Source organism: Vibrio amylolyticus (genome assembly GCF_023145695.1).
GTDB lineage: Bacteria > Pseudomonadota > Gammaproteobacteria > Enterobacterales > Vibrionaceae > Vibrio > Vibrio amylolyticus.
Window position 1 is genome coordinate 1 of record NZ_JAJHVV010000002.1, and the last position, 18,456, is coordinate 18,456.

Consider the following 18,456-nt stretch of genomic DNA (forward strand, 5'->3'; position numbering starts at 1 on the left):
ACTAGAAATGCCCGAGTCGAAAGAGTCGGGCTTTTTTACGTCTGAATCATTTTTCACCTAAATAGAAACTAAGGTACCTATGCTGTCCCTTACTTTAAGGGGTTTTTTCAAATTAATCGGATGTTGTTTCAACTCTACTTTTCGAGTTGGTAATCTCTTGAACATCACTGATTAATTCAAGTATTTTATCTTCATTACCATCCGACCATGTTAGGCCTAAAAAGGTAAAGGATTTTCCTTCAGGGCGCTGATAGACGACATCGGCCATTAGTTCTAGTCCTTCTGGTGTAACAATAACGATTTTTCCTGGTATCTTGTGTTTATTCGATATAAGAACCCCAGCACCACCTAAACTAATATCTTTGATGACTGCTCGACCAAGCTTTCGCCTAAACCAACCTAGCTTTTTAAGTTCTACAGCTAGACCACTTGTTTGTGTACCAAAAGGTTCTTCTGGTAACCAAAAATACCAGCGAGCGTGTTTTCTTTTCGATTCATTTTTTGAGTTCATGATTTCTACGTGAATTTTGGACGTAACTTTATCTAAATAAAACGACCATTTATTTGAAAAATAAAATTGTGCATATTCTTTATATTTAGACGTCTAGACAGCTGTATAGACTGTGGTAGGATGTAGGTAATATAAAAGGAATGAGGCTGTAACGTGGGAAGTAATGTAAGACAACAGATCGAAGCTCAACTTAAGCAAAAGATTATGCTTATAGATGGTGGTATGGGCACTATGATCCAAGATTATAAACTTGAAGAGAATGATTATCGCGGTGACCGATTCTCTGATTGGCATTGTGATCTTAAAGGAAATAATGACTTACTCGTTCTTTCTCAGCCTCAAATGATTAAAGACATTCATGGGCAGTACCTAGAAGCGGGTGCTGACATCCTAGAAACCAACACTTTCAACGCGACAACTATCGCGATGGCTGATTACGATATGGAAAGCCTGAGTGAGGAGATTAACTTCGAAGCTGCAAAGCTTGCAAGGGAAGTGGCTGATGAGTGGACAGCTAAAACGCCAGATAAACCACGCTATGTTGCTGGCGTTCTTGGTCCAACTAACCGAACTTGTACAATCTCTCCAGACGTTAATGATCCGGGCTTTCGTAATGTTACGTTTGACGAGTTAGTTGAAGCTTATTCTGAGTCTACACGCGCTCTAATTCGCGGTGGCTCTGATCTTATTCTTATTGAGACTATCTTTGATACTTTGAATGCAAAGGCGTGTTCGTTTGCTGTCGAGTCCGTGTTTGAAGAAGTGGGTATTACTTTACCGGTAATGATCTCCGGAACTATAACGGATGCGTCTGGACGAACGCTTTCTGGGCAAACAACGGAAGCCTTCTATAACGCACTTCGCCATGTTAAGCCGATTTCATTTGGTTTGAACTGTGCACTTGGCCCTGATGAATTACGTGAATACGTAAGTGAGATGTCACGTATTTCAGAATGTAGTGTCTCTGCTCACCCTAACGCTGGCTTACCTAATGCATTTGGTGAATATGATCTATCGCCAGAAGACATGGCAGAGCACGTAAAAGAGTGGGCGGAAAGTGGATTCCTTAATCTTATTGGTGGTTGCTGTGGTACCACGCCAGAGCATATACGCCAAATGGCACAAGCTGTTGAAGGTGTAGCGCCTCGTTCCCTACCGGAAATTCCAGTTGCTTGTCGTCTTTCTGGCTTAGAGCCTCTGACTATTTCAAAAGAATCTCTATTTGTTAACGTTGGTGAGCGAACCAACGTTACGGGTTCAGCTCGATTCAAACGCTTAATTAAAGAAGAGCTTTATGATGAGGCTCTTAGTGTAGCAAGGGAGCAAGTTGAAAACGGTGCTCAAATAATCGACATTAACATGGATGAAGGGATGCTAGACGCGGAAGCGTGTATGGTTAGGTTCCTTAACCTGTGTGCTTCAGAACCTGAAATTTCTAAAGTACCAGTAATGGTCGATTCATCAAAGTGGGAAGTCATTGAAGCTGGCCTGAAGTGTATCCAAGGCAAAGGCATCGTAAACTCTATTTCCCTTAAAGAGGGTAAAGAGAAGTTTGTGGAGCAAGCGAAGCTCGTTCGCCGTTACGGTGCAGCCGTCATTGTGATGGCCTTTGACGAAGTGGGTCAGGCAGATACACGAGAACGAAAGTTAGAGATCTGTACCAATGCTTACAATATTCTCGTTGATGAAGTTGGCTTTCCACCTGAAGACATTATCTTTGACCCGAATATCTTTGCTGTCGCAACGGGTATTGATGAACATAACAATTATGCCGTTGATTTTATTGATGCTGTGGGTGATATCAAAAGAGACCTTCCTCATGCGATGATCTCGGGTGGTGTATCGAATGTATCTTTCTCATTCCGTGGTAATAATTACGTACGTGAAGCGATTCATGCCGTATTCCTATATCACTGTTTCAAGAATGGTATGGATATGGGGATCGTGAACGCCGGACAGTTAGAGATCTACGATAACGTCCCAGAAGATTTACGCGAAGCCGTAGAAGATGTGGTGCTTAACCGCAGAGACGATTCAACAGAACGTTTATTGGACATCGCTACGGAATACTTAGAACGAGCGGTTGGAAAAGTCGAAGATAAATCTGCATTGGAATGGCGAACATGGCCGGTTGAAAAGCGTTTAGAACACTCGCTGGTTAAAGGTATCACCGACTTCATTGTTGAAGATACAGAAGAAGCTCGTCTCAAGGCCTCTCGTCCAATAGAAGTGATTGAAGGCCCTCTGATGGATGGCATGAATGTCGTTGGCGATTTATTTGGTGAAGGGAAAATGTTCCTTCCTCAAGTAGTAAAATCAGCAAGGGTTATGAAGCAAGCTGTTGCTCATTTAGAGCCATTTATCAATGCGACTAAAGATGTTGGAGCAAGTAACGGTAAAATTTTGCTAGCAACAGTAAAAGGCGATGTTCATGATATTGGTAAGAACATTGTCGGTGTTGTTCTACAGTGTAATAACTATGACATTATTGATTTAGGTGTGATGGTTTCTTGTGAAAAGATTCTTAAGGTAGCGAAAGAAGAGAATGTCGATATCATTGGCCTCTCAGGCTTGATTACTCCTTCTTTGGACGAAATGGTACACGTAGCGAAAGAGATGGAGCGTCAAGGCTTCAAACTCCCTCTCTTGATTGGTGGTGCGACGACCTCTAAAGCCCATACAGCAGTTAAAATTGAGCAAAACTATTCAGAGCCTGTAGTTTATGTGAATAACGCTTCACGTGCCGTTGGTGTTTGTACCTCACTGCTTTCTGATGAGCTAAAACCCGCATTCGTAGAAAAACTAGATTTGGACTACGAACGGGTACGTGATCAGCACAATCGCAAAACACCTCGCTCCAAGCCAGTTACGCTTGAGAAAGCGAGACAGAATCGTGTTGATATCGACTGGGCTAACTATACGCCTCCAGCTCCTGTAAAGCCGGGACTTCACGTCTTTAAAGATTTTGATGTATCAGTATTGCGCCAATATATTGATTGGACACCTTTCTTCATGACTTGGACATTAATGGGTAAATACCCTGCAATCTTAGACCATGAAGAAGTAGGGGAGGAAGCAAGACGTTTATTTAAAGACGCCAACGATATGCTTGATAGAGTTGAAAATGAGAAGCTTCTAGAAGCTCGTGGTATCTGTGGTTTGTTCCCTGCAAACAGTGTAGGTGATGATATTGAAGTGTACACCGATGAGTCTCGAACAGAGGTCTTAAAGGTATTACATAATCTTCGTCAGCAAACTGAAAAGCCAAAAGGCTTCAACTACTGTTTGTCGGACTATATTGCGCCAAAAGAGAGTGGTAAAGCGGATTGGATCGGTGGCTTTGCCGTAACAGGTGGTATAGGAGAGCGCGAGCTGGCTGATGAATATAAAGCTAAAGGTGATGATTATAATGCGATTATGATCCAAGCCGTTGCCGATCGATTGGCCGAAGCGTTTGCCGAATATCTTCATAAAGAAGTACGTAAGGATATTTGGGGCTATTCACCTGATGAAGATCTTAATAACGACGATTTGATTCGTGAAAAGTATCAAGGTATTCGTCCTGCCCCTGGCTATCCTGCCTGTCCAGAACACACAGAGAAAGGCTCGCTTTGGGAGCTCATGAATGTAGAAGAGGCCATTGATATGTCTCTGACGACAAGTTATGCAATGTGGCCGGGCGCCTCCGTTTCAGGTATGTATTTTTCGCACCCAGATTGTCGTTACTTTGCTATCGCTCAAATTCAGAAAGATCAGTTGGAAAGCTACGCGGAACGTAAAGGTTGGGATCTTCTAGAGGCTGAAAAGTGGTTAGGTCCAAACCTTAACTAAGTCATTTTTAGTCTAGTTGAAAGGGTCGCTTAACAAGCGACTCTTTTTGTATTTAGTTCGTGAACTTGTAGAGTGTGTTTATTTTAATCTGGAGAAGCCGCACTCTCTTTTTCGACGAGTTTCGCTTTCTCTATCATAGGAGTAATGGTTGATCCTTGAATTAAGATAGAGAACATCACGACAGAGTACGTCATAACGAGAATGATCTCTTTTACGTCAATACCTTTATCAGGAATAACTAAAATTCCGGACGGGATAGAGAGTGCCATTGCTAAAGCTAATCCCCCTCGTAACCCTCCCCAAGTTAATATTTTTACCGACCAAGAATTGTAACGGCGAAAGCGTTGGAAGCCGAGATACGAGATAAATACGCTTAAGTATCGGGCTGATAATACTAATGGGATAGCAAACGCCATAAGTATCCAATCTTCTTGGTGGAATTTGAATAGAAGCATAGATAGACCGATAAGAAGGAATAGAATCCCATTTAAGAACTCATCAACGAGTTCCCAAAACTTATCCAGATGTTCTTCGCTCTCTTTAGAAAAACCAACATAACGTGTCCAATTTCCTATCATGATTCCTGAGACAACCATGGCTAATGGCCCAGAAACGTGAATCACATCAGCAAATACGTATCCAGCCGTAGGTATTCCAATAGTCAGCAAGAGCTCCATTGAGTGATCATTGGTTGAGCTAATCAGGTAGTGAAATATTAGGCCAAGAACAAAGCCATAAGCTATGCCTCCAATAGCCTCCTGGAAGAATAGGAAAGCAACACTTGAAAAAGTAGGCGTGTTAGTACCGAATGCGATAGTAAATAGAGTGACGAAGATGACGAGCCCAAACCCATCGTTAAATAGTGATTCACCTTCTATCTGTGTCGAGATTCTTTCTGGCGCGTCGAGTTTCTTAACAATGGCTAAAACTGCAATAGGGTCAGTCGGCGAAATTAGAGCGCCAAAAAGTAGGCAGTAGACGAACTCAAATTGAATACCAATTAGCTGACAAAAACCATAAAGCACAACACCGATGAAGAATGTTGATATAAGAGTCGCCCCTAGAGCTAAAACGGTAATTTCCCATTTTTGATCTTTTAAGTGTGGTAACTGAATACCAAGCCCACCTGCAAATAAAAGAAACCCAAGGATCCCTTTTAAAAGAAAGTTTTCAAAGTTAATACTGGCAATCGTTGATGCTGACAACTCGGTTAACTGAAACCAATTATTCTGACCCGCGATTAAGATCAGTAAGGACAAAATCATTGCGCCAGCAGTAATGGCGATAGTGCTTTGCATCTTGCCGATTTTACTATTAACAAAAGCGATAAACATAGCTGCTGCGGATAGAAAGCAAAGCGTATAGTAGATGGACATAATTAGCCTAAGTGTAACTAAATATTTCAATCGATCTTCATGCTCATCTGTCTAAATAGCAATGGTTTTATGTCAGGCTTATGTGAGTATTTAGTGAGCAAGCGTTCAAATCTGCATAAGTGATTCACTTGGTTATCAAAGTAAGAGTTGTCTGTTGTTTCTTCGATAGGTCGATTTGAAAGGATGATTGTTGAAGTGTGCTGAAAGGCTGTACGAAGGGGAAGTGAATTAAAAAGTGCTGCCGAGTTAGCAGCACTTATTATTTAGTTATCTAAACACCACTTACTCAAATAATTCAGTATGCAGTTTTTGAATTGCTGACTTCGCAACAGACTCATGCAGTAAGAAGCACAAGTTATGTGGGCTTGCACCATAACAGATCATGCGTAAGTTAAAGTCTTCAAGAGTGCCAAAGACTTGCTTAGCATAGCCTTTACTTTCACTCATATTGTTACCAATGAGTGCGACTAAGCAAAGATCGTGTTCTACATCTACGTGACAAAGTTCTTCTAACTCAAATCTTGCTTGCTCTGGCAGTTGAGGGGCTCCACCTGCAGTATCCGTTTGATCCAGTGTAAGTGACACGCTGATCTCTGAAGTCGTAATCAAATCAACAGAGATTTTATGCTTGGCTAAAATTTCAAATACTTTTGCTAGAAAGCCATAAGCGTGGAACATGTTAGCACTTCGTAAGGTCACCATTGTCTGGTTGCTACGCAGTGCTAAAGCACGAAACAGTGGTGATGTTTCTGCATTATGGCGAATCCAAGTACCACCACGCTCTGGCTCTTTTGATGATCCAACAAAAACAGGGATATCATGACGAAGAGCAGGAACTAGTGTCGAAGGGTGTAGGATCTTAGCTCCAAAGTTTGCCATTTCAGAGGCTTCACTGAAGCTTATTTCTGCAATAGGAGAGGCTTTGGGAGCGACACGAGGGTCGGTCGTGTAAATGCCTGGAACGTCAGTCCATATTTCAAGACCTGATGCTTCAACACCTTCAGCAATGAGAGCTGCGCTATAGTCACTACCACCACGACCAAGAGTAGTGGTATTTCCTTCAGCATCTGAACCGATAAAGCCCTGTGTAATCACAACATGTTTTTGACAAAGGGGAGCGAGCTTTTCACCGGCTAAAGTTGATATGTCAGCCAATTGTGGTTCAGCACGGCCGAAAGTAGAGTCTGTTCTTAATACTTCTCGAATATCGAAGCGAACGGCATCAATCCCTCTTTCACGCATAAGCTGAGCAAGAAGGTGAGTTGACATCAATTCACCACAGGCAACCAAGTGATCGGTCAACTTTTTACTTGCCTGAATGGAAGCGGCTTCTGCTAGGCTAGTTACTGTGTCTAAGATCTTATAGATCTCTGCTGCTGCTTCATCTGAGTGGTTGAGATGAGATAAAACAGAATCGTGAATTGAAGCAATCTTTGTTAGTAGCTCGCTACGTCGCTCTTGATTTGAAACACCATTCGCTAGCTCAACAAGTAGATTGGTCACTCCAGAGCATGCACTGCTAACGACAAGCTTTGTCTCCGGATTGTTCTCGATGATAACAGCACAACGGCTCATTGCTTCAAAGTTGGCTACACTGGTTCCACCAAATTTGGCGACATTGAATGCGCTCACAGTATTTCTCCCTAAATATTCGAATAAGATAAACAGGTTAACATTAACCTAAGGTTCTTTAGAGAAGAGAGGTATGAGCAAAACGAGGTGCGTTTAGAATAGACTGACCTCAGAAGCTCATCACTAGACAGTGCTAGTGACAGTTAAGGGGATTCAGCCCACTTAACCGACAAATGAAATCCTTACATTTCAATTATCTCGGCACTGCTCCCCATTGATAGAGTGTATTGGAAATAAGGTTCCACAAACTATCTGCCTGGGCAGTGCTCCTCTTCTGCATAAAGCATCTTCATTGAACGGTTTTGCGCAACAAATGTCAACGGATATTTGTCAGCCAGAATTTATTGAGTTCTTTGGGCGAATAATGTTGCGAGCAATCACACTAGACTTACGGCGCATTGCTCGGCTTGGAGAATTACATTAATGTGGTTGTTCACACTTCTGTATACAAGGAGCTATTATGCCAATTCAAAGTTTTCTCCCTCCTCATAGAATACTTATGGGGCCGGGACCATCAGATGTATCTCCTCAAGTTTTACAAGCTTTGAGTCGCCCGATAGTTGGGCATTTAGACCCACTCTTCATTGGCATGATGGATGAGGTAAAGCAGCTGCTTAAGTATGCTTTTCAAACTGAGAATGATTTTACTATAGCTGTTTCTGCTCCTGGGAGTGCGGGAATGGAAGCGTGTTTTGTAAATCTCATTGAGCCTGGCGATAAAGTGATTGTTTGTCGCAATGGTGTGTTTGGCGATCGAATGCGTGAAAATGTCATTCGCGCAGGTGCGGAAGCGATAATGGTGGATGATGAATGGGGATCACCTGTCACTCCTAGTAAGGTTAAAGAAGCTTTTGAAGCTCATCCAGATGTGAAGATTTTAGCGTTTGTACACGCCGAAACCTCTACAGGTGCACTTTCCGATGCACAAGCCTTGAGTCGTATTGCAATTGATAATAATGCACTGACGATTGTAGATGCAGTGACATCACTCGGTGGTGTGCCTTTAAAAGTGGATGAATGGCAGTTAGATGCCGTTTATTCTGGAAGTCAGAAGTGCCTTTCTTGTGTGCCAGGTCTATCTCCTGTAACTTTCTCTTCGAAAGCGATAGAAAAGATACAGTCTCGCAAGACACCTATCCAAAGTTGGTTTTTAGATCAAAGCTTAGTACTGGGTTATTGGAGTGGTGAAGGAAAACGTAGCTATCACCATACTGCGCCAGTTAATAGTCTTTATGCTTTGCATGAATCACTGCTTATGCTCAAACAAGAAGGTTTAGCGAACGCTTGGGAAAGACATGCAGAGATGCATCAAAAGCTCAAACAAGGTCTGGAAAAGCTCGGCTTTGAATTTGTAGTAGAAGAGCAGAGTCGATTACCACAACTTAATGCGGTCTACATTCCTGAAGGTGTTGATGATGCAAAGGTTCGAACAACGCTACTTGAAGAGTATAACTTGGAAATCGGCGCTGGACTGGGTGCGCTTGCTGGTAAGGCATGGCGAATAGGGTTGATGGGCTATGCCGCTCGAAATGAAAATGTGTCTTTGTGCTTGAGAGCATTAGAAGAAACACTACAGCAATAGCATTTATACGTAATAATTATGGGGCTATTTAGCCCCTTAATTATTTTGTTTTGAGTCAATGTTAGTTGATAGAGACTATTGAGCCCCTGTCGCTGCTGACAGGGAAGATGACTCTGCCAATTTAGGCTGATATTGAACCATAGAAAAATCTTTTTCAGGAAACAGGTATTGTGCTTCTGCACGAATTTGTTCTGCTCGACTACTATCATCCAAACCTTGATACGCCAAGATAAGATTACTATAAAAGGCTGGTCGTGGCTTAGCCTGTATTATAGATAAAGACCAATCGATATAAGGGCGGATCAACTCTGGATCCTGCTGATACAAACCAAGGTTTAGGTAAGTGCTATAAATATCCCAATCATAACGATCTTTCCAAACGACAGGGTTAGTAACTCGACTAAGAATCTCTGGTTCTTTTGGCGATGAACGTTCAAACTGAGTTAGAACATAATTGGTGTGCAAGGCACTGACCATATAAACAGTGGTGACAAATGGTAGAACTAGGCAAGCGACTCTTAATAGGCTCTTCGTTACTCGAGTAAAGCGCACCTGCTTATAGTTGGCCACTCGCTGATCTACCCAATACAGTAAGATGATAAATGTGACCCAATGAATGGCTGAGTGATAGAATGGGTATTCAAGCTGCGAGTGCAAGACAATCGGCACAAACAAAGCAAACATCGCAAGTCGAGTTCCTTTCTTCGCATAGTAAATACGTGCCAACACCAAGCTAGCCGCCAGAACGATTGCCAGAACGGGGACTAGCCCACCTTCTACTCCCCAAAATAGTAATTCATTATGTGGATGATCCATCGCAGGAAGACCTGGTTTGTAATTCGGATTTAACTGATGCTGACGTGCTGTATATAGAATATATTCAGATTCAAACTTACCGTAGCCATAGCCAGTAAACGGCTTCTCGATGACCATATCGAGTGTTTGGGGAAAGGTATATCGTCTTGGGCTTTCAAGATCCACTTTATTTGAAAGTAGTCCTGTTGTGCCTTGTATGTTAGTCGCAAAAAAGCCAAGGCCAATACCGACTGAGCAACAAATTAACCAGCTAATGAAGCGCTTAGTTGATGCGTACTTGTATAGATAGGGAAGAACAAAGATCAGAGCGATTATAGCACCTAGCCAACCTGTTCTAGAGGCGATGATGATTAGTAGCGGTGCTGTTAGCAATGGTGTTAGACATAGAAAGACAATTTCGAAGTTTCGACTGTATTTATTGGTTTGTCTTGCAAGTAAGTACCCTGAGATAACTAAGCCTGTAGCAAGAAAACTGGCCATTACGTTCGGCTGCTGAAATATCCCGTAAGGACGATTTCTAGTCGCGTCGTAGCCGAATATATTATTAGGATCAAGGTATAGATATTGGTAGAAACCAAATAGCGCTTCTATTACAACGGCAATGATAATAAACCAAAGTAACCTTTGCTTGTGCTTGTTACTAAAGCGGAACTGCTGTAACAGGACAAACAACAATAACCCAAGCCAAAGCCCTGTCAGTCGACCAAATACCTCTGAGGCAATCGAGTTACTGTATAGAGCAGGCACCGTCATTAAAATACAGCAGGCAAAAAGGCCAATCGTTAATTTTGAATAGACAAGATAACGGTTGGTCGCAAGTTGATATAAACCGATGGCGAGAGTGACAGAGAGAGCGAGCCAAGTCGTGGTGTTAAAAGATAGCGCTAACCCTGAGCCTCCTGGGTTCGGCATAAAGAAGTGCATAGCAATAATAAACACCACCGCAAGTGAAGCCAAAAAAGGCCTATTGAGTGGGATTTTAGGTGCATGAGGCTCAAGTCGTGTGCCACTAGTATGCAGTATTGCCATATTTTTATAAATCCTATACAAAAAAGACCAGCGTCAATGCTGGTCTCTTTATCTTAGCGTTTTTTTCTATTTCAACATAGGCTTAAGAAAACGTGCAGTGTGTGAGCCTTTCACTTTTGCGACAGATTCTGGAGTGCCTTGTGCGACAATTTCTCCTCCGCCTTGCCCACCTTCTGGTCCTAGATCAATAACCCAGTCAGCGGTCTTCACTACATCTAAGTTATGCTCGATAACAACAACTGTGTTGCCATGATCACGCAGACGATGCAGAACGGTTAACAACTGTTGAATATCGTGAAAGTGCAGCCCTGTTGTTGGTTCATCTAAAATATACAGCGTTTTACCGGTATCACGTTTAGACAGTTCACGAGCAAGTTTCACTCGTTGCGCTTCACCACCGGACAAAGTGGTTGCGGCTTGGCCTAAACGAATGTAAGAAAGCCCAACATCAACGAGGGTTTGGAGTTTTCGTGCAATGACAGGAACAGGCTCAAAAAATGTTCGAGCATCTTCAACCGTCATTTGAAGAACTTCGTCTATGCTTTTCCCTTTGTAGTGAACCTCAAGAGTTTCACGGTTATAGCGTTTACCTTTACAAGCATCACATGACACGTATACGTCTGGAAGGAAGTGCATTTCCACTTTAATGACCCCGTCACCTTGGCAAGCTTCACAACGACCACCACGGACATTGAAACTAAAACGTCCAGGTTTATATCCACGAGAGCGAGATTCTTGAGTGCCAGCAAACAGTTCTCTAATCGGTGTGAAAATTCCGGTATAGGTGGCAGGGTTTGAGCGTGGTGTGCGACCAATCGGGCTTTGGTCAATATCAATAACCTTATCAAAATGCTCAAGGCCTTTAATTTTCTTATATGGTGCAGGGGTTGATGTAGTAGCGCCGTTTAATGCGGTATGGGCAATCTTAAAGAAAGTGTCATTGATGAGAGTGGACTTTCCAGAGCCTGAAACGCCAGTTACACAGGTAAATAGCCCTACAGGAAGCGAGAGAGTCACCTCTTTTAAGTTATTTCCTGTTGCGCCAATGAGTTCGACGGTTTTTTTAGGATCTTTTTTTGTTCTTTTCTTTGGTATTGCGATCTCTTTAACGCCACTTAAATACTGACCAGTGAGAGAGCCTGGGGTCGCGATGATCTCTTCCATTGTACCTTCAGCCACAATATGACCACCATGAACGCCTGCACCAGGGCCTATATCAATGACATGATCGGCGCAACGAATCGCATCCTCATCATGCTCAACAACCAATACGGTATTACCAAGATCTCGTAAGTGGGTAAGTGTTTTTAGTAAGCGCTCATTATCTCGCTGGTGGAGGCCAATGGAAGGCTCATCTAATACATACATCACCCCAACGAGTCCTGCGCCTATTTGGCTTGCTAGACGAATACGCTGCGCTTCACCACCTGATAAAGTTTCCGCACTTCGGGATAGGTTTAGGTAGTTCAAACCAACGTTCACCAGAAAGTGCAGGCGATCATTGATCTCCTTCATCACTTTATCGGCAATCTCTCCACGTTGTCCGTCTAGCTTGAGGTTTTGGAAGAAATCAAGCGCTTCTGCAATACTAAACTCTACGATTTGTGGTAAAGCGGTATCATTGATAAAGACGTTACGCGCTTCAACTCGTAAGCGGGTGCCATCACAGTCGGTACAGGATTTAGTGGAGATATACTTAACTAAGTCTTCTCTCACTGCGTTAGATTCAGTATCTCGATACCGCCTTTCAAGAGTATTTAATATTCCCTCAAATGGGTGACGTTTAACGCGAATATCCCCTCGGTCATTAATGTATTTGAACTCAACCTCAGTTCGACCTGAGCCTTTGAGGATAATATCTTGCGTCTTTTTTGGTAGCTTTTTATACGGTGTATTGAGGTCAAAACCGTAATGTTCAGCTAAAGAACTAAGCATCTGGAAGTAGTAGTAGTTCTTTTGATCCCAGCCTCGAATTGCCCCATCAGCTAGACTGGCATTTTCATCAAGAATCACGCGTTCTGGATCAAAGTATTGTTGTACACCAAGGCCATCACAAGTACCGCAAGCGCCTGCTGGGTTGTTAAACGAGAAGAGACGCGGCTCAAGCTCTTGCATACTGTAGCCACAATGAGAACAGGCAAAGTTGGCTGAAAAAATAATCTCATCACCATCGCCATCCATATAGGTAACAACGGCGATACCACCAGACAATTCAAGGGTTGTCTCTAAAGATTCTGCCAGTCTTTGTTGCAGATCTTTACGTACCTTGAATCGATCAACGACCACTTCAATGGTGTGCTTTTTATGAAGCTCTAGCGTTGGTGGATCGGACAGATCACAAGTTTCACCATCGATACGTGCACGAATAAAGCCTTGAGCCGCCAAATTTTCTAATGTTTTAACATGCTCGCCTTTTCGTTCTTTAATGATAGGTGCTAAGAGCATCAGTTTTGAGCCTTCAGGGAGCTCTAAAATTTTATCGACCATTTGGCTAATGGTTTGCGCTGCAAGAGGGGTATTATGATCAGGACAACGAGGCTCACCAACCCGAGCATAGAGAAGTCGCAGGTAATCGTACACCTCGGTAATGGTGCCTACGGTTGAGCGTGGGTTGTGTGACGTTGATTTCTGTTCAATAGAGATAGCAGGTGATAGTCCCTCAATATGATCAACGTCTGGCTTCTCCATTAAAGAGAGGAATTGACGCGCATAAGCGGATAAAGACTCAACGTATCGGCGCTGCCCTTCGGCATAAAGAGTATCAAAAGCAAGAGAGGATTTACCTGAGCCTGAAAGCCCGGTGACAACGATCAATTTATCGCGAGGGATGGTTAAGCTAATATCTTTTAGGTTATGGGTTCGTGCACCGCGAACTTCGATTGTGTCCATCTTCTAAACTCGTTGAAATACTAAGTGAAGCAAGTATTACATAGTGTGAGAATTGTGCAAAGAAAATACTGGTTAAAAAAACAGTAGAGCCACTTGCTGATGAAACAACAAGTGGCTCTACGTAAATAATGGAAGTGAGTAAACTACTCTTTGTGCGTTGTTTGCTTACCCAATTCTGTGGTTTTTTTATCTTTTAAGTATACATTTTCAAAACAGTAGTTAGTCGCTTCGATGTAGCCTTCAACACTACCACAGTCAAAGCGTTGACCTTTGAATTTATACGCGAGTACACAACCTGATTTAGCTTGTTTTAGTAGTGCATCGGTAATCTGAATTTCACCACCTTTACCTGGTTCCGTTTGCTCGATTAGTTCAAAAATATCGGGTGTTAAGATATAACGGCCGATAATGGCAAGGTTACTTGGTGCTGTGCCTTGCTCTGGTTTTTCAACCATATCATCAACACGGTATAGGTCGTCTTTAATCATCTCGCCAGAGATCACACCGTATTTATGAGTCTCATCTTCTGGAACCTCTTGAACAGCGACGATAGAGCAGCGAAACTGCTTATAAAGTGCCACCATTTGCGCTAGAACGCCTTGCTGCTCATTAACACAAAGGTCATCCGCTAATACCACTGCAAAAGGTTCGTCGCCTATTAGCTCTCGACCTGTGAGGACGGCATGGCCAAGACCTTTCATCTCTTGTTGGCGAATATAAGTGAAGCTGGCGCTGTCGATCACTTTGCGAATATCAACCAATAGCTCTTCTTTATTCGTACCACTGATCTGGTGTTCTAGCTCATAGTTTTTGTCAAAGTGGTCCATGATTGAGTGCTTACCACGTCCGGTAACAATACACATACCGTCCATGCCTGCTTGGATAGCTTCTTCTACGCCATATTCAATCAATGGTTTGTTGACCACTGGCATCATCTCTTTTGGCATTGATTTCGTTGCAGGAAGAAAGCGAGTACCGTAGCCAGCTGCTGGGAAGAGGCACTTTTTGATCATGATAAAACCCTTTAAATTCCGTATAAATAATGATTTGGCGTCAAGATAACATGATTTTTATGAAAGCTTTATGAGCCGTGCAATATCTAGTACAGAATTCATGCTTTTAACTCGAAGAACTAAGACGCCAAATTTTGATTCGCCCATGCTATCGCTTGTACTCGATTTTTAACAGAGAGTTTTTTAAAAATCTGATAAAGGTGCGATTTCACCGTAAATTCACTGATAAATAGGCTATCGGCTATTTGAATATTGGAGGAATTGTTTTGTAAGCAGCGCAAGATCTGCAGTTCTCGAGAAGTGAGATCAACAATAACGGGCGCAGTATTACTGTTTAGGACATGTCGATAATAATGCAGCAGTTGACTGGCCACTTTTCGCGGGAGCCAATTTTGACCATTAATGATCTCTTCTAGCCCTCTAACAATATCTTCCACACTGGTATGGGTATAAAACAGTCCTTTTAGGTTACCAAAGTAGAGCAGCTCATCGGTGGTGAGTCGCTTGTTAAGATTGAAGATGATCACCTCAAAGTTTTTGTCGGTAATAGGGAGGTTACGAACCTGTTGTTGCAGCACCTTATGGGCTTGGTAATCGATCAGGAGTATTTTATGGCGATGCTTAGGGTTCGCTTGCATAAGATCTTCTGGTTGTATCTTTGGTAGCTCTATTGACAGTGCTTGTTGCAATGTATTGACATGCGGGTAGTCGGCATTTTTATCTTCACATAAAAAATAGATGGTTCTTGTGTAATCTGCTTTGCTCATTATGTTTTTCCAGCCTGGTTAATGACGTTGATTTTTATAACTAAAATGAAGCAAATAACGGACAAGAGCTAGATTTACCGAATAACAGTCGGTCTTTTTGCGTCTTGTTTCATATTGTGGGGTAATTTAGGTATTTATCATTAACTTTGAGTTTGAGCCGCTTCAAATAATCAATAAATTAAGCAAACTAAGGAGAAAATGAAGGTGGAAGGATTTTATGATCCCATTTCAGCTATTGATAAAGCGTGCTATCCTAGCGCACTTAATTTTTTAAAAGACATCATAGACGGAGCAGAGCATGGCAAGCCGTGGCGTAAATAAAGTTATCATTATGGGTAATCTTGGGCAAGATCCTGAGGTTAAATACACCGCCAATGGTAGTGCGATTGCAAATATTACCGTTGCAACTTCTGAAACTTGGCGCGATAAGCAAACTGGCGAGCAGCGCGAGAAAACAGAATGGCACCGTGTCGTGTTATTCGGTAAAACGGCTGAAATTGCAGGTGAATACTTACGTAAGGGCTCTCAAGTTTATCTTGAAGGCCAATTACAAACGCGTAAATGGCAAGATCAGAGTGGTCAAGATCGTTACTCAACGGAAGTTGTCGTTCAATGGCCTGCAGGTCAAATGCAGCTACTTGGTGGCCGTGGTCAAGGTGGTGGTCAGCAGAACCAACAACAGAACAATAACTGGGGTCAACCTCAGCAACCTGCTATGCAACAGCAACAACAACCGGCTATGCATCAGCCTCAATCTGCTCCTCAGCAGAAGCCTGTTCAACAAGCTCCTCAGCAAGCTCAGCCTCAATACAATGAGCCGCCGATGGATTTTGACGATGACATCCCGTTCTAAGGGAAAAGTATTTGAAAAAAGCCGCGATTTTCGCGGCTTTTTTATATAGTGAACAAAGAGGTAAATGAGTTATCTCTCAATGACGGTTATTTGAATGATGGCTGCCGACAATATTAAGAAAGGATTCTCTATATTATGAGGTTTACACCAACCTTAAAACTCAGCACTCGGTTAGTGGCTTTTGTCACCATTATCGTTCTTAGCGCGACTTTTATTCTCTTTGTTGGTGGAACGCTAACCTTTAAAAAAATTGGTCAAGAATACCTTGGACACTATTTAGATGGTGTTGTTCTTGTCATAGACAGAGAGATGGAAGATCCAGAAGCGGCTCAGTCAATGCAACGTTGGATGCCCAAAATGCTGCAAGCTTCCCGTATCGTTGAGATGGAACTCTCTTCAAGTGCAGGTGTGGTGTATCGATTTAAAGACACGGCTTCACGTGTCGATCCGTCTCGCTTATATATCAAGCAGTACTCATTAGAACGAAATAGTGGTTATCAGGTCCAATTTAAGGCGGTACCTCCCTACCTTGGTTACGCTGATTCATTTAGTGCGCTCTGGACGATTACGCTAGCTGTTGGACTTATTATTTTTTGTCTCATTAGCGGAGTAAAATGGCTCAAAGAGCAACTACTTGGCTCAGAACTGCTGGAAGAGCGCGGACGAATGATCTTGGCAGGACGGGTTGAGCAGTTTGCTAAAGGGGACTTAAGAGAGTGGCCATATACCGCGAGTGAAGCGCTAGACCGTTTAATTGAAGAATTACAAGATGCTCGCCAAGAACGCAGTCGATTCGATACTTTTATTCGAACCCAGACCTTTCTCGATCAACTAACAGGCACCGCTAACCGAGTTCTATTCGATAGTAAACTTGAGTCCGTTTTACATGAAAGTGGCTCACATGGTGCTGTTGTTTTGTTAAGAATCGATAGTTGGGGTGATGTAAAAGAGCTCAATGGTAAAAGCACCAACGATGATTTTATTGTTCAGTTAGCAGAAGCGCTTAACGGAGTTATACAGCGCTACCCCGATGTTCTTCTATCGAGATATTACAGTTCTGATTTCACCATATTTATACCGCATCAAGGCTTGAAAGAAGTGACTCATTTAGTCACATCGTGTTTAAAGCAAATTGAAAAATTATCTCCGCCATCTCCATTGGATAAAGAGAATTGGTGTCACATGGGAGTGACTCAGTTTAAAGAAGGGGATCGCCAGGGGAAAATTATGGATGAGGCCGAAGTGGCATTAAAGAGTGCTCAGCTTCAACAGATCAACACCTGGACCCGTTTCAATAAAGGGAAGTCTGAAAAAGAAGATCGCGGAAGTGTTCGCTGGCGAACACTGTTTGATCAGACCTTAACCGTCGATAACTTACGTGTTTTTGCCCAATCATGCTATCGACAGACAGATAATAATGATCAGGAATTATTACACAAGGAACTGTTTGCACGTATAGACGACCCTGAAAAAGGAATTATTAAAGCGTCGAGATTCAATTCAGCCATTGAGCAAGTTGGGTATGAGCATAAATTAGATCGTGCAATGCTTAGCAAAACAATCACATATGTGAAAGAATCCCCGTTAAACCTATGTTATTCTGTAAACCTTCATGTTAAACCTTTTGCGGACAAAGCTAACTTTAAGTGGCTGAGAAGTGAATTGTTACAGTTAACGTCTCAAACACGTGCACAGTTGAGTTTTGAGTTTGCAGAAGGTCGCCTGATCAAGCACTTAGATTATATGCGCCCAGTAATACGAATGTTATCTGGCCTTGGGTGCCAAGTTATTGTTGGTCAAGCAGGGCGAACAATCGTCAGCACACACTACTTGAAAGATCTGAATATCGATTACCTAAAGCTGCATAGAAGTTTGATTAAACGAATCGATCAGCGAGATGAGAATCAGCTGTTTGTGCGGAGTATGATTGGGGCTTGCAGTGGTGGAAAAACGAAAGTCATTGCCGTTGGCGTTGAGAGTAAGTCAGAACATAAAACACTGATTGATCTTGGGGTATACGGAGTGCAAGGTCGTCTTTTCGATACAGAAGTGGAAGTATGGGCTAAAATAAATGAAAAAGCGCAGACCGCAGTTTCTAGCAAGATAAAGCCAGGCCGACGAAATCGTTGGCGAAAACAGACATAGAGAAAACGAAAG

The 18,456-nt window shown here is 42.6% G+C and carries 11 protein-coding genes and 1 riboswitch; of the genes, 4 read left to right on the forward strand and 7 right to left on the reverse strand.

Annotated elements, in window-relative coordinates:
- Positions 1–112: 112 nt before the first annotated feature.
- A complete protein-coding gene (locus tag KP803_RS03025) occupies positions 113–511 on the reverse strand; it encodes a PilZ domain-containing protein (protein ID WP_248007369.1) in 399 nt (132 codons plus the stop codon).
- Positions 512–664: 153 nt separating this feature from the next.
- Between KP803_RS03025 and metH the strand changes: the two genes are divergently transcribed.
- Positions 665–4,342 (forward strand): methionine synthase, encoded by a 3,678-nt coding sequence (metH, locus tag KP803_RS03030; RefSeq protein ID WP_248007370.1) that lies wholly within the window; start codon positions 665–667, stop codon positions 4,340–4,342.
- 83 nt (positions 4,343–4,425) lie between these two features.
- Here metH and KP803_RS03035 read toward each other — a convergent pair whose 3' ends face one another.
- Positions 4,426–5,718: a cation:proton antiporter gene (locus tag KP803_RS03035; RefSeq protein ID WP_248007371.1), complete on the reverse strand. Its 1,293-nt coding sequence runs from the start codon at positions 5,716–5,718 to the stop codon at positions 4,426–4,428.
- 282 nt (positions 5,719–6,000) lie between these two features.
- A complete protein-coding gene (gene lysC, locus KP803_RS03040; RefSeq protein ID WP_248007372.1) occupies positions 6,001–7,350 on the reverse strand; it encodes a lysine-sensitive aspartokinase 3 in 1,350 nt (449 codons plus the stop codon).
- Positions 7,351–7,455: 105 nt separating this feature from the next.
- Positions 7,456–7,632: riboswitch (Lysine riboswitch) on the reverse strand.
- Between the two features lie 178 nt (positions 7,633–7,810).
- Between lysC and KP803_RS03045 the strand changes: the two genes are divergently transcribed.
- A complete protein-coding gene (locus tag KP803_RS03045; protein WP_248007373.1) occupies positions 7,811–8,932 on the forward strand; it encodes a pyridoxal-phosphate-dependent aminotransferase family protein in 1,122 nt (373 codons plus the stop codon).
- Between the two features lie 75 nt (positions 8,933–9,007).
- On the opposite strand, the gene KP803_RS03050 is transcribed toward KP803_RS03045, so the two are convergent.
- The 4 genes from KP803_RS03050 to KP803_RS03065 all read right to left on the reverse strand — a co-directional run bounded on the left by KP803_RS03050 (position 9,008) and on the right by KP803_RS03065 (position 15,446).
- Complete coding sequence (locus KP803_RS03050) at positions 9,008–10,777, reverse strand: PglL family O-oligosaccharyltransferase (protein WP_248007374.1); 1,770 nt, start codon at positions 10,775–10,777, stop codon at positions 9,008–9,010.
- Between the two features lie 66 nt (positions 10,778–10,843).
- Positions 10,844–13,666, reverse strand: a complete 2,823-nt coding sequence (uvrA, locus tag KP803_RS03055) for an excinuclease ABC subunit UvrA (RefSeq protein ID WP_248007375.1) — start codon at positions 13,664–13,666, stop codon at positions 10,844–10,846.
- Between the two features lie 143 nt (positions 13,667–13,809).
- Positions 13,810–14,679: a UTP--glucose-1-phosphate uridylyltransferase GalU gene (gene galU, locus KP803_RS03060; RefSeq protein WP_248007376.1), complete on the reverse strand. Its 870-nt coding sequence runs from the start codon at positions 14,677–14,679 to the stop codon at positions 13,810–13,812.
- A gap of 119 nt (positions 14,680–14,798) precedes the next feature.
- Complete coding sequence (locus tag KP803_RS03065; RefSeq protein WP_248007377.1) at positions 14,799–15,446, reverse strand: LuxR C-terminal-related transcriptional regulator; 648 nt, start codon at positions 15,444–15,446, stop codon at positions 14,799–14,801.
- A gap of 298 nt (positions 15,447–15,744) precedes the next feature.
- On the opposite strand from KP803_RS03065, the gene KP803_RS03070 reads away from it, so the two are divergent.
- Positions 15,745–16,299, forward strand: coding sequence for a single-stranded DNA-binding protein (locus KP803_RS03070; protein WP_248007378.1), 555 nt, complete (start codon positions 15,745–15,747; stop codon positions 16,297–16,299).
- 135 nt (positions 16,300–16,434) lie between these two features.
- Positions 16,435–18,444, forward strand: coding sequence for an RNase E specificity factor CsrD (gene csrD, locus KP803_RS03075; protein WP_248007379.1), 2,010 nt, complete (start codon positions 16,435–16,437; stop codon positions 18,442–18,444).
- Positions 18,445–18,456: the final 12 nt, after the last annotated feature.